The sequence below is a fragment of the Microbacterium sp. SLBN-154 genome (genome assembly GCF_006715565.1).
Taxonomy (GTDB): domain Bacteria; phylum Actinomycetota; class Actinomycetes; order Actinomycetales; family Microbacteriaceae; genus Microbacterium.
This window is the reverse complement of the sequence record NZ_VFNL01000001.1, coordinates 2,364,482-2,376,703: the sequence shown is the minus strand read 5'-3', so window position 1 is coordinate 2,376,703 and position 12,222 is coordinate 2,364,482. Positions and strand designations below refer to the sequence as shown.

11 protein-coding genes are annotated in these 12,222 nt (G+C 69.6%); 8 read left to right on the top strand and 3 right to left on the bottom strand.

Annotated features, from left to right (window positions below):
* Positions 1–7: 7 nt before the first annotated feature.
* A complete protein-coding gene (locus FBY40_RS11500) occupies positions 8–2,041 on the top strand; it encodes a PTS fructose transporter subunit IIABC (protein ID WP_141940153.1) in 2,034 nt (677 codons plus the stop codon).
* Positions 2,042–2,122: 81 nt separating this feature from the next.
* Here the strand turns inward: FBY40_RS11500 and FBY40_RS11495 are convergent, their stop codons facing one another.
* Together FBY40_RS11495 and FBY40_RS11490 are read right to left on the bottom strand one after the other, a co-directional pair.
* Positions 2,123–3,232 (bottom strand): DUF4349 domain-containing protein, encoded by a 1,110-nt coding sequence (locus FBY40_RS11495; protein ID WP_141938820.1) that lies wholly within the window; start codon positions 3,230–3,232, stop codon positions 2,123–2,125.
* Entirely contained in the window at positions 3,229–3,780 is a 552-nt protein-coding gene (locus FBY40_RS11490; protein ID WP_141938818.1) for an RNA polymerase sigma factor, read from the bottom strand. The genes FBY40_RS11495 and FBY40_RS11490 overlap by 4 nt, the downstream gene beginning before the upstream one ends.
* Before the next feature lie 134 nt (positions 3,781–3,914).
* Here FBY40_RS11490 and FBY40_RS11485 point away from each other — a divergent pair, with 134 nt between their 5' ends.
* The 7 genes from FBY40_RS11485 to FBY40_RS11455 all read left to right on the top strand — a co-directional run bounded on the left by FBY40_RS11485 (position 3,915) and on the right by FBY40_RS11455 (position 11,683).
* Complete coding sequence (locus FBY40_RS11485; RefSeq protein ID WP_141938817.1) at positions 3,915–5,051, top strand: TerC/Alx family metal homeostasis membrane protein; 1,137 nt, start codon at positions 3,915–3,917, stop codon at positions 5,049–5,051.
* A gap of 142 nt (positions 5,052–5,193) precedes the next feature.
* Positions 5,194–6,708, top strand: a complete 1,515-nt coding sequence (gene leuC, locus FBY40_RS11480; RefSeq protein WP_141938814.1) for a 3-isopropylmalate dehydratase large subunit — start codon at positions 5,194–5,196, stop codon at positions 6,706–6,708.
* 1 nt (position 6,709) lies between these two features.
* Positions 6,710–7,330, top strand: coding sequence for a 3-isopropylmalate dehydratase small subunit (gene leuD / locus FBY40_RS11475; protein WP_141938812.1), 621 nt, complete (start codon positions 6,710–6,712; stop codon positions 7,328–7,330).
* A gap of 72 nt (positions 7,331–7,402) precedes the next feature.
* The gene (murA, locus tag FBY40_RS11470) at positions 7,403–8,785 is read left to right on the top strand and encodes a UDP-N-acetylglucosamine 1-carboxyvinyltransferase (protein ID WP_141938810.1); all 1,383 of its coding nucleotides are present in this window, start codon (positions 7,403–7,405) and stop codon (positions 8,783–8,785) included.
* A 4-nt stretch (positions 8,786–8,789) separates the two neighbouring features.
* Positions 8,790–9,566: a lysophospholipid acyltransferase family protein gene (locus FBY40_RS11465; protein WP_235014826.1), complete on the top strand. Its 777-nt coding sequence runs from the start codon at positions 8,790–8,792 to the stop codon at positions 9,564–9,566.
* Entirely contained in the window at positions 9,556–10,695 is a 1,140-nt protein-coding gene (locus FBY40_RS11460; RefSeq protein ID WP_141938807.1) for an NAD(P)H-dependent glycerol-3-phosphate dehydrogenase, read from the top strand. Before FBY40_RS11465 ends, FBY40_RS11460 begins: the two co-directional genes overlap by 11 nt.
* Positions 10,595–11,683, top strand: a complete 1,089-nt coding sequence (locus FBY40_RS11455; protein WP_141938805.1) for a D-alanine--D-alanine ligase family protein — start codon at positions 10,595–10,597, stop codon at positions 11,681–11,683. The genes FBY40_RS11460 and FBY40_RS11455 overlap by 101 nt, the downstream gene beginning before the upstream one ends.
* Before the next feature lie 40 nt (positions 11,684–11,723).
* Here FBY40_RS11455 and FBY40_RS11450 read toward each other — a convergent pair whose 3' ends face one another.
* Positions 11,724–12,200 carry a DUF3515 family protein gene (locus tag FBY40_RS11450; RefSeq protein ID WP_235014824.1) on the bottom strand — a complete coding sequence of 159 codons (477 nt, stop codon included), beginning with the start codon at positions 12,198–12,200 and terminating at the stop codon, positions 11,724–11,726.
* Positions 12,201–12,222: the final 22 nt, after the last annotated feature.

The following is a 12,222-nucleotide window of genomic DNA, read 5'->3' as shown; positions in this document are numbered from 1 at the left end:
CTCGAAGATGTCTACACCGGCGTCGCACACCATCACCCCCGGCCTTGTGAGCCTGGATGTCGGGCTCGGACCCGACAAGTCCGCGGTCATCCGTGCCCTCGCCGACCGTGTCGTCGCAGAGGGCCGGGCCACCGACGCGGAAGCGCTGTTCTCGGACGCCTGGGCTCGCGAGCAGAAGGACGAGACGGGCCTGCCCGGCGGCATCGCGATCCCGCATGCCAAGAGCGCCGCCGTCACCCGCCCATCGCTGGCCTTCGCCCGGCTGCGGCCCGGCGTCGACTTCGGTGCCGATGACGGACCCGCCGATCTGGTGTTCCTCATCGCCGCGCCCGCCGAGGCCGCCGAGGACCACCTCGCCGTGCTGTCCAAGCTCGCCCGCAGCCTCATGGACGACGACTTCACTGCGGGACTGCGCGCGGCCGGCAGCGACGACGAGGTCGTCGCGATCGTCCGAGAGGCGATCGGCGAAACGCGCGCGACCTCGATGTCCGCGGCCGTGGCACCTGCGCCGGTCGCCGCGACCGACGGCACCCGGCCCCGCATCGTCGCCGTGACGGCCTGCGCGACGGGGATCGCCCACACCTTCATGGCCGCAGACGCCCTGACGGCGGCGGGGGAGAAGGCGGGGGTCGACCTCGTCGTCGAACCCCAGGGCTCGAGCGGCTATCGGGCGCTCGCCGCCGAGATCATCCGCGATGCCGACGCCGTCATCTTCGCCGTCGACGTCGACGTCCGCGAGCCCCAGCGTTTCGCAGGCAAGCCCGTCGTGCGCACCAGCGTCAAGCGCGGCATCGAGCAGCCGGAGAAGCTCATCGCCGAAGCGGTCGCCGCGGCATCCGATCCGCGCGCCGACAGGGTCGGCGGCTCGGCAACGGCAGCAGCGGTGAACTCCACCGCTGTCCAGGAATCGGTCGGCGCCCGCATCAAGCGCTGGCTCCTCACCGGTGTGAGCTACATGATCCCCTTCGTCGCGGGCGGCGGTCTGCTGATCGCGCTGGGGTTCCTCCTGGGCGGGTACCAGGTGACCGACGATGCCGCGAACGTCATCGTGCAGAACTCCCTGTGGGATCTGCCCGCCGGCGGTCTCGGACAGTACCTCGGCTCGGTCGCCTTCATGATCGGAGCGACCTCGATGGGCTTCCTCGTCCCGGTGCTGGCCGGGTTCATCGCCTTCGCCATCGCCGACCGGCCGGGCATCGCTCCCGGCTTCGTGGCGGGCGCGGTCGCCGTCCTGATGAGCGCGGGGTTCATCGGCGGGCTCATCGGCGGCCTGCTGGCCGGATTCATCGCCTGGTGGCTCGGGCGTCTGCCCGCCCCTCGCTGGCTGCGCGGGCTCATGCCGGTGGTCATCATCCCGCTCGTCGGATCGGTCGTCGCCTCCGGACTCATGATCCTCTTCCTCGGCCGGCCCATCGCGCAGCTGATGACCTGGCTGACCGACTGGCTCAACAGCCTCAACGGCGCATCAGCGGTCATCCTCGGGGTCATCCTCGGTCTGATGATGTGCTTCGACCTCGGAGGGCCCGTCAACAAGGTCGCCTACACCTTCGCCACCACCGGCCTCGCAGCCGCCACGGCGTCGCAGCCGTTCTCCTCGCCCTACCTCATCATGGCGGCCGTGATGGCGGCCGGGATGGTGCCGCCGCTGGCGATGGCGCTCGCGTCGACGGTGCTGGCGCGCAACCTCTTCACCCCCGTCGAGCGGGAGAACGGCAAGGCGGCCTGGCTGCTGGGTGCCGCGTTCATCTCCGAGGGTGCGATCCCCTTCGCCGCAGCGGACCTCTTCCGCGTCATCCCGGCGTCGATGCTGGGCGGTGCGGTGACCGGCGGCCTGAGCATGGCGATCGGGGTGTCCTCGCTCGCCCCGCACGGCGGCATCTTCGTCTTCTTCGCGATCCAGCCCGTCTGGGGCTTCCTCGTCTCGATCCTCGCCGGTGTCCTGGTGTCGGCCTTCGCCGTCATCGCGCTGAAGAAGTGGGTTCACAAGCGGGAGACGACGGTCGTGGCTCCCGTGAGCACGGCGGTCCCCGTCGCAGCCTGACACGCTCCGGCCGCCACCGCTGTCGGCGCGAACAAGCCCTGGTGACCCCCATCACCAGGGCTTGTTCGCGGTGCCGAGGCGCTATCGGGCGCTGTCAGCGTCTCCGTCCGGTGCCGGTGCGGCGGTGCGGCGCGCCCGGCGCACGCGCACGATCACCCAGACGATGAAGGCCACCGCGCCGAGCACGGCGAGCCAGGGCAGGAGGAACCCGAACGCGATGACGATGCCGTTCAGCGTGGCGATGAGACCGTTCCACCCGGCGAGGAGACCGTCGGTGAAACCCGCCGGGTCGGCGGTGACCTGCTCCACGCGCGGCGACAGCGACACCGAGACCGTCGAGAGCTCCACCTGGCCCTCGAGCGACTCCAGCTGCTGCTGATACGACTCCAGGGTCGCCTGGCGTTCGGCGAGCGCGCTTTCCGCCGCGATGAGGTCACCGAGGTCGCCCGCCTGTGCGAGGAGCTCTTCCAGTCGGTCGACCGATGCCTGCGTCGCCTCGACGCGGGCACGGAGATCGACGGTCTGCTCCGTGACGTCCTGCCGGTCGATCGAGGACTGGGTCACCTCGCCGATCTCGGCGAGCCCCGAGACGAAGGGCGACAGATCGTCGGCCGGGATGCGCACGGTGACCCACCCGGACCGGACATCGAAGGGGGTCGGATACGACACGTCCGGTCCGCCGATCCCCGGTTCGATGGGGATCGGCGCGCCGCTCTGACCGATCGACTGCGACTGCACGTACCCGCCGAGCGCGATGGCTGCCGCTCCGATGTCCTCCGCGGCCGCCGGGACATCGTCGACGACGATGCTCGCCGAAGCGGTCGTGACGATGTCGCGTTCCGCCGGCGCCTGCGCCGCCGCCTCGCCTCCGGCGGCTCCGAGGTCGTCGGCTGCGCCGCTCTCCTCCTGGAGCGCGCCCTGGTCGAGCGGCAGCGTGGCCGCATCGCCGCCGGCGGGCGCGACGGCGGATTCGTTCGACACCGTGGGGGAGACGAGCCCTCCGACAGTCGGGGCGATCGCCGCGGCCACGACGATCACGGCGGCCGCCGCGCCGGCGGTGATCCAGCCGGTGCGCCGGCGACGCCGGCGGACTGATCGCTCGGCGTCGATCCCGGTGAACAGATCCCGCTCGATACGGTTGATCCGTTCCTCGCCGAGGTCGGGGAGCGGGGTGCGCTGGACGGTGTTCATGTGCTCTCCTTCAGGGCGGTCCGCACGCGGGTGCGGATGCGGGAGAGACGATTGCGGACGACGCCGTGGCCGACGCCGAGCTGGTCGGCGGCCGCCTGGTAGCCGTATCCCTCCGCCGCGCACAGCCGGAAGATCTCCCGGTCGAGCTCGCTCAAGGTGTCGACCTCGGCGAGGATGCGCTCCACCAGATCGGCATCGACGATCTGCTGCTCGACGTCGACCGTCGAAGGCAGGGTCTCGTCCAGGTCGCCGTGCACCTCTCGGGTCCGGTCACGGCGCTGCCGCCGCATCCGGTTCGCCGCCTGCAGTCGGCAGACGGTCACCAGCCACGGGAGCAGGGACTCGCCTGCGAGCTGCAGCGACGGGAGCTTCCGCCACGCCACGAGGAAGGTCTCCTGGGTGACGTCCTCGGCATCCGAGACGTCGTGGAGCAGTCCGTGGGCGACCCAGTACACCGGCCGCACGTACGCGCGGTAAAGCGACCGGAAGGCGAGCTCACTCCCGCCCGCGGCCCGTGCGACGAGCGCCGCATCCGTCTGCTCGGTCACCGTTCCCCATTCCGCCGCTGCGCGGCATCCGCATTGTCTCTCACCTGATGAGTGTCGTGCCCGCCCCGATCGTCTCACCGGCGATCTCGCGACCCGCTCGGAGGCCCCCGGCCCGGCGAGTATCGTGGAGGCCCATGACCTATGAGATTCCGACGTGGTTCGCGATCACCGCGCTGATCGTGCTGTCGCTGATTCTCCTCGCGGATCTGCTCATCATCCTCAAGCGCCCTCACATCCCCTCGATGAGGGAAGCGACGCTGTGGGTGGTGTTCTATGTCGCCCTCGCCCTGGTGTTCGCCGTCGTGCTGCTGCTGGTCACCGGCTCGGGGGACGCGATGGGCGAGTTCGTCGCGGGGTGGCTGACGGAGTACAGCCTCTCGGTCGACAATCTCTTCGTCTTCGTCCTGCTGATGAGCCAATTCTCGGTGCCCCGCCGATATCAGCAGGAGGTCCTGATGGTGGGCATCATCATCGCGCTGATCCTGCGTGCGATCTTCATCATGCTCGGCGCCGTGCTGATCGAGAATCTGAGCTGGATCTTCTACGTCTTCGGCCTCTTCCTGGTCTACACCGCGTGGCGGCAGGCCTTCCCGGGCAAGCACGACGACGATGCGCAGGCCGAAACGGGCATCGTGCGCTTCCTGCGCCGCTTCATCGACATCAGCGACGGGTACGACGGCTCGAAGCTGCGCACCGTCGTCGACGGCAAGAAGATCTTCACCCCGATGATCCTCGTCTTCGTCGCGATCGGCTTCACCGATCTGGTGTTCGCGATCGACTCGATCCCGGCGATCTTCGGCATCACCCAGAGCCCGTTCATCGTGTTCACCGCGAACCTGTTCGCGCTGATGGGGCTGCGCCAGCTCTACTTCCTTCTCGGCGGTCTTCTGGACCGCCTGAAGTACCTGCACTACGGCATCGCCTTCATCCTCGCCTTCATCGGCGTGAAGCTCTTCCTCCACGCCCTGCACGAGAACGAGCTGCCTTTCATCAACGGCGGCGAGCACGTCGAGTGGGCACCGGACATCTCGACGTGGGTGTCGCTGGGCGTGATCGTCGCAGCGATGACGGTGGCGACCGTGGCGAGCCTCATCGCCGCCCGTCGCGAGGGCGTACCGGTCACCACCGCCGATGCCGCGGACCGGCCCGCCGCCGACCTCCCCGATGGTTCGGGGCGGACGCCGGCGGAAGCCGCGGCGGCGGCGGTGGCCGAGGAGAGGGGACCGCACGCCGGAGGGGACGGCTCAGCCACGGGCGATGACGGACGTTGACCGCGTGCGCGGCACCCGGTGGTACTCTGACCCGGTGCGGATCGCTCGCCTTCTCCTTAGCGGCCGCGGCGAGACCTCGTAACCAGGCCTCTCTCGTCGCGGAGTTCGTCGCGGGCTTGATCCCCTTCCCGAGGAGAACGCAATGAGCACGTCCGATATCGACACGTCGCCCGCCGATGGCGTCACGATCCCCGATCGCCCCCGTACCCTCGCCGAGAAGGTGTGGGAGGACCACGTCGTGGTCAAGGGACAGAACGGCGAGCCGGATCTGATCTACATCGATCTGCACCTGGTTCACGAGGTCACCAGCCCGCAGGCGTTCGACGGTCTCCGCGCCGAGGGGCGCCCCGTCCGCCGACGGGATCTCACGATCGCCACCGAGGACCACAACACCCCGACCCTCGACATCGACAAGCCGATCGCCGACCTCACCAGCCGCACCCAGATCGACACGCTGCGTCGCAACGCCGAGGAGTTCGGGGTCAGGCTCCACTCCCTCGGCGACAAGGAGCAGGGGATCGTCCACGTCGTGGGTCCGCAGCTGGGTCTCACCATGCCCGGGATCACGGTCGTCTGCGGAGATTCGCACACCTCCACCCACGGCGCCTTCGGTGCGATGGCCTTCGGGATCGGCACGAGCGAGGTCGAGCACGTCCTGGCCACGCAGACCCTGCCGCTGAAGCCCTTCAAGACGATGGCGATCACCGTCGAGGGCGAGCTCAAGCCCGGGGTGACCGCGAAGGACATCATCCTCGCGGTCATCGCCAAGATCGGCACCAACGGCGGCCAGGGATACGTGCTGGAGTATCGCGGGTCGGCGATCCGGTCGCTGTCGATGGAGGGGCGGATGACGATCTGCAACATGTCCATCGAAGCGGGGGCTCGCGCGGGGATGGTCGCGCCCGACGAGACGACCTTCGCGTACGTCAAAGACAAGCCCCACGCGCCGCAGGGCCGTGACTGGGAGGACGCGGTCGCCTACTGGAGGACGCTCCCCAGCGACGAGGGCGCGGTCTACGACGCCGAGGTGTTCCTCGACGCGGATGCCCTCGAGCCCTTCGTGACCTGGGGCACCAATCCCGGCCAGGGAGTATCGCTGTCGGACGTCGTGCCCTCACCCGACGATTTCGTCGATCCGAATGAGCGCGCCGCGGCCGAGCGCGCGCTGGAGTACATGGCGCTCGAGCCCGGCACGCGTCTCAAGGACGTGCCGGTCGATGCGGTCTTCATGGGATCGTGCACGAACAGCCGCATCGAGGACCTGCGCGCCTTCGCGTCGATCGTGAAGGGTCGGAAGAAGGCCGACGGGGTCCGGGTGATGGTGGTCCCGGGCTCGGCGCGCGTGCGGCTGGAGGCCGAAGCCGAGGGGCTTCACGAGATCTTCACCGCGTTCGGCGCGGAATGGCGCTTCGCGGGATGTTCGATGTGCCTCGGGATGAACCCCGACCAGCTCGCTCCCGGCGAACGCTGCGCCTCGACCTCGAACCGCAATTTCGAGGGCCGGCAGGGGAAGGGGGGACGAACCCACCTCGTCTCACCGCTGGTGGCCGCCGCCACCGCGGTACGCGGAACCCTCTCCAGCCCGAGCGACCTGGACGACGCGGACGGCGGGCTCGACTCGCCGAGCCTCGACACCCTGACCGGGGCGGAGGCCTGACATGGAGAAGTTCACGACCCACACCGGCATCGTCGCGCCGCTGAAGCGCTCTGCGGTCGACACCGACCAGATCATCCCCGCGGTGTACCTCAAGCGCGTCACCAAGACCGGCTTCGAAGACGCGCTCTTCGCCAGCTGGCGGCAGGACCCCGACTTCGTGCTGAATCAGCCGGCGTTCCAGGGGGCCTCGATCCTGGTGGCCGGACCCGACTTCGGCACCGGCTCCAGCCGTGAGCACGCCGTCTGGGCGCTGCGCGACTTCGGGTTCTCCGTGATCCTCAGCCCGAAGTTCGCCGACATCTTCCGCGGCAACGCGGGGAAGCAGGGTCTGCTGACGGCGGCGATCTCCGAGGACGACCTGCACCGCATCTGGGAGGCCGTCGACGCGCGGCCGGGGCTGACGATGACCGTCGACCTCGTCGAGCGCGTCGCGATCCTCGTCGACCCCGCCGAGGGCGGCGCCGCGCCCCTCCAGGTGCCTTTCGAGATCGACGATTACACTAGGTGGCGGCTTCTCGAGGGGCTCGATGACATCGGGCTCACGCTGCGCAGCGCAGATCAGATCGCGCAGTTCGAGGCCCGCCGGGAGGCGTGGCGCCCACGGACACTTCCCGTCCGGTAAGCCGGGATGACGGCTCACGACGCCGTTCAGCCCTCGCCACACCCTCGATGACACCTAAGTGAGGACGACCGGATGAAGACCCTTCTCAGCGATGCGGGATCCCCCACGGGGGAGCAGGAGATCGCCGTGACCGAAGCGACCGGAGAGATCCTCAGCATCCGCGGCGGACGGCCGCTGCGCGGACGGGTCGACGTGAAGGGGGCCAAGAACCTCGCCACCAAGGCGATGGTCGCAGCTCTCCTCGGTGACAGTGTGAGCGTCCTTCGCGATGTGCCCGACATCAGCGACGTGAAGGTCGTCCGGTCCCTCCTCGAAGCGCACGGCGTGCGCGTGGATGACGGCGAGGAGCCCGGCACCCTGCATTTCGACCCCCGTGAAGCGGTGTCCGCCCACATGGAGGAGATCGACGCCCACGCCGGCGCGTCCCGCATCCCGATCCTCTTCTGCGGTCCGCTTCTGCACCTGCTCGGACAGGCGTTCATCCCCGACCTCGGCGGCTGCCGCATCGGAGATCGACCTATCAACTTCCACCTCGACGCGCTCCGCAATTTCGGCGCCGTCGTGGAGAAGCTGCCCAGCGGAATCCGTCTGTCAGCCCCCGACGGACTGCACGGGGCCAACATCGAGCTGCCCTATCCGAGTGTGGGAGCGACGGAGCAGGTGCTCCTCACGGCGGTCCGCGCTCGCGGCGTCACCGAGTTGCGCAATGCCGCGATCGAGCCGGAGATCATGGATCTGATCGCCGTGCTGCAGAAGATGGGCGCGATCATCTCCTACGAGCCCAACCGCGTCATCCTCATCGAGGGGGTCCCGAACCTCAGCGGCTACGACCACCGGTGCATCTTCGACCGCAACGAGGCCGCGTCGTGGGCGTGCGCGGCTCTGGCCACGGACGGTGACATCTTCGTCTCCGGCGCCCGGCAGCAGGAGATGCTCACGTTCCTGAACGTCTTCCGCAAGGCGGGCGGATCCTTCGACGTCCGCGAGGACGGCATCCGGTTCCGCCGTGGCGAAGCCCTCCGGCCGGTCATGGTCGAGACGGATGTCCACCCGGGGTTCATGACGGATTGGCAGCAGCCCCTCATCGTCGCCCTGACGCAGGCCGAAGGGCAGTCCGTCGTCCACGAGACGGTGTACGAGAACCGGCTGGGGTTCACCGCGGCGCTGAACAAGATGGGCGCCGACATCCAGGTGCACGCGCAGGGGCTGGACATGCCGGGACGACGCGTCCCGCGTCGCGCCCTCGAGCAGGCCGCCGTCATCAACGGTCCCACTCCGCTGCACGGCGCCGACGTCGTGGTGCCCGACCTTCGCGGCGGATACAGCTACGTGATCGCGGCCCTGGCGGCGGAGGGCGAATCGACGGTGCGCAACGTCGGAATCATCCGACGGGGCTACGAGAAGTTCTTCGCCAAGCTCGACGCCCTCGGCGCCGACTTCCGCGTCATCGGGTGACCCGGTGAGCACTCCGAACCCGAAGGCCCCGGGCTCCGGCGCCGACGAGAAGCGACGTCCGAGCGTCTTCTGGCCGCTCGCCGCCCTCATCGTCCCCGCGATGGGACTGCTCGCCCGCATCGAGGTCGAGGGCGGCGAGAACCTTCCGCGTGAGGGCGCGTACGTGCTCGCCCCCAATCACTGCAGCGAGATCGATCCGCTGGTCGTCGCGGTCGCGGTGTGGCGGATGGGGCGGGCCCCCCGGTTCATGGCGAAGGAGAGCCTGTTCCGGGTTCCGGTGTTCGGTGCCGTCCTCCGGGCGACCGGAATGGTCCCCGTCGCCCGCTCCTCGTCGGCCGGCGGTGCGCGTCAGACCATCGAGAGCTCCCGCATGCTCGTCGAGCACGGTCGAGGCGTGATCGTCTACCCCGAGGGCTCCCTCACCCGCGACCCCGACATGTGGCCGATGCGGGGGAAGACCGGTGCTGTGCGCCTGGCTCTGGCCGGCGGCATCCCGCTCATCCCGGTGGCTCATTGGGGAGCGCAGGAGATCCTCCCGCGGTACGGCAAGCTCCGCCTCTGGCCGCTCCGGCGCCGTGTGCGCGTCGTCTTCGGCCCGCCGGTGGACCTCTCGGCCTCCTCCGCCACCCAGATGCAGCCGTCGACCCTCGTCGCGGCGACCGACGTGCTGATGGGGCGGATCGCCGAACTGCTCTCGGGCCTGCGGGGCGCGCCCGCGCCTGCGGAGAGATGGAACCCGTCCGCGCACGGGCAGAAGGAGACGGGGCGTCTTGAGCCGTAGGCACGACGCCGATCGTCCGCGGGTCGCGGTCGTGGGTGCCGGGAGCTGGGGCACCACGTTCGGGAAGATCCTCGCCGACGGCGGTGCGAACGTCATGATGTGGGCCCGGCGACCCGAGCTGGCCCACGAGATCAACGAGGCCAAGCGCAACAGCCAGTACCTCCCCGGCATCAATCTGCCGCGCGCCATGATGGCCACTCCGCACCTCTCCGAGGCGCTGGACGGTGCCGAGCAGATCTTCCTCTCGGTGCCGAGCCAGGCGCTGCGCGAGAACCTCAAGGCGGTGCGCCCGCTGGTCTCGTCCAGCGACGCGCCCGTGGTCTCGCTCATGAAGGGCGTCGAGCGGCGGACCGGGCTGCGGATGAGCCAGGTGATCCAGCAGGAGCTGCACTGCGACCCGGCCCGCATCGCCGTGGCATCCGGACCCAATCTGGCCCTCGAGATCGCCCGCGAGCAGCCGACGGCCGCCGTGATCTCCTCACTCAGCCAGGAGACCGCCGACGCCGTCGCCCGGCGGGCACGCAACGGCTACTTCCGGTCGTTCGTGAACACCGACGTCATCGGCACGGAGTTCGGCGGGGTGCTGAAGAACCTCATCGCCGTCGCGATCGGGATCGTGGACGGCGTCGGATACGGCGAGAACACCAAGGCGTCGATCATCACGCGCGGCCTGGTGGAGATGACCGACTTCGCCGTTGCCCAGGGCGCGCACCCCGAGACGCTGCAGGGACTGGCAGGCCTGGGCGACCTCATCGCCACCTGCCAGTCGCCGCTCAGCCGGAACAACACCGCCGGACGGCTGCTGGGTCAGGGGTACAGCTTCCAGGACGTGGTGAAGCAGATGGAGCAGACCGCGGAGGGTCTGGCCTCGGTCGCGCCGATCCTCCAGCTCGCCCGCGAGGCGGATGTGGACATGCCGATCGTGGAACAGGTCAAGCGGGTGCTGGACGGCACGATGGATCCCCGCGAGATCGCACCGCACCTGACGACCGATGACGATGACGAACCCCAAGGGGAGAGGACCAGGAATGGACAAGCCCGCGGTGGTGGTGCTGTTTGGCGGTCGATCCAGCGAGCACTCGATCAGCTCCGCCACGGCGGGGGGAGTGCTGCGGGCGATCGACCGTGACCGCTACCGGGTGATTCCCGTCGGGATCACCCGGTCGGGGGCGTTCGTCCTCGAGACGGATGATCCCGATCGTTTCGCCCTGGACGCCGAGCGTCTTCCCGAGGTCGTCGACAACGGCACGCGCGTCCTGTGGCCTGAGGCAGGCGGCGAGCGGCGTCTTCGGGTCCGTCGCTCCGACGACACCGTCGACGATCTCGGTGGCGTCGACGTCGTCCTGCCGATCCTCCACGGCGTCCACGGCGAGGACGGCACGGTGCAGGGCTTCCTCGACACGCTCGACCTCCCCTACGCGGGCGGCGGGGTGCTGGATTCGGCGCTGTGCATGGACAAGCACTTCATGAAGATCGTGCTGCAGGCCGCGGGCATCCCGGTGGCGCCGTGGGCGACCGTGACCCCGGCACGGTGGGAACGCGAGGAGCAGACGGTGCGCGCCGAGGCCGCGACGCTGGGCTATCCCGTCTTCGTCAAGCCCGCACGGGCGGGGTCGAGCGTCGGGGTGTCGAAGGTCGCGGATGACGCCGAGCTGGCGTCCGCGCTGCAGAAGGCCTTCGCCGAGGACGACAAGGTGCTCATCGAGGTGGCCATCGTGGGGCGGGAGATCGAGGTGGCGATCCTCGAGGGGCGTCGCGGCGCGGCGCCGCGGGCGTCGCTGCCTGGCGAGATCGTCTTGACCACGAGGGAGTTCTACGACTTCGAGGGCAAGTACCTCGGCGGCGACGGAGCCGAGGTCGTGTGCCCCGCCGCGCTGGAGGACGACGAGATCCGTGCCGTCCAGGAACTCGGGGTGCGGGCCTTCGAGGCGGTCGGCGGACGCGGGCTCGCGCGCGTGGACTTCTTCCTCGCTGCCGACGGTCTCTATGTCAACGAGCTGAACACCATGCCGGGGTTCACCCCGATCTCGATGTTCCCCAAGTGCTGGATCGCCTCGGGAATGAGCTACCCCGAGCTCATCGGCGAGCTCGTCGACACCGCGCGGGAACGCCGCTGAGCGGCATCCGCGCCCGTTCGGCGATCGCCGTCGAGCGGCGTCAGTCCAGCAGCGTCTCGGTCGAGGTGCACTCGGATTCGCGGGGGAGCTGCGACACGATCGGTCCGAGGGTGGACAGCACCTCGTTGGGGGAGACGACGCTGTTGTCGGCGTAGACCTCGACCGCGGGTGTGCGTCCATAGCTGCGGATGAGATAGCGGGGCGGATCGCTCTCGTCGACGATCCAGTCCACTCCGCCGATCGTGATGCACCGCGCCTCGGTCGGTCCCGGGGGTTCCACGCCGCAGGTGAGGATGACGGAGGTCGGCGTGCCCCACGCGCCGGTCGCCTGCGCGTCGGTCCACCGGCGCTCCTGTCCGTCGACCTCGGCGGGCAGGCGGACGGTCACCTCCGCGCAGAGCGGGTCATCGGCGCCGTCGGCAGCGGGAACGGACACCGTCCCCGCGCACGACGACAGCATCAGGGCCGCGCCGATCGCGAGCGCGACGAACGGCAGACGATGACGGGGGAAGGGCACCCGACCAGGCTAACCCCGTCCT

Excerpts from the sequence above, each read along its gene's own strand:
- FBY40_RS11495 (WP_141938820.1), bottom strand. The coding sequence starts at position 3,232 with ATGAACACCGTCCAGCGCACCCCGCTCCCCGACCTCGGCGAGGAACGG.
- leuC (WP_141938814.1), top strand. The coding sequence starts at position 5,194 with ATGAGCACGTCCGATATCGACACGTCGCCCGCCGATGGCGTCACGATC.
- FBY40_RS11455 (WP_141938805.1), top strand. The coding sequence starts at position 10,595 with ATGGACAAGCCCGCGGTGGTGGTGCTGTTTGGCGGTCGATCCAGCGAG.
- leuD (WP_141938812.1), top strand. The coding sequence starts at position 6,710 with ATGGAGAAGTTCACGACCCACACCGGCATCGTCGCGCCGCTGAAGCGC.
- murA (WP_141938810.1), top strand. The coding sequence starts at position 7,403 with ATGAAGACCCTTCTCAGCGATGCGGGATCCCCCACGGGGGAGCAGGAG.
- FBY40_RS11500 (WP_141940153.1), top strand. The coding sequence starts at position 8 with ATGTCTACACCGGCGTCGCACACCATCACCCCCGGCCTTGTGAGCCTG.
- FBY40_RS11485 (WP_141938817.1), top strand. The coding sequence starts at position 3,915 with ATGACCTATGAGATTCCGACGTGGTTCGCGATCACCGCGCTGATCGTG.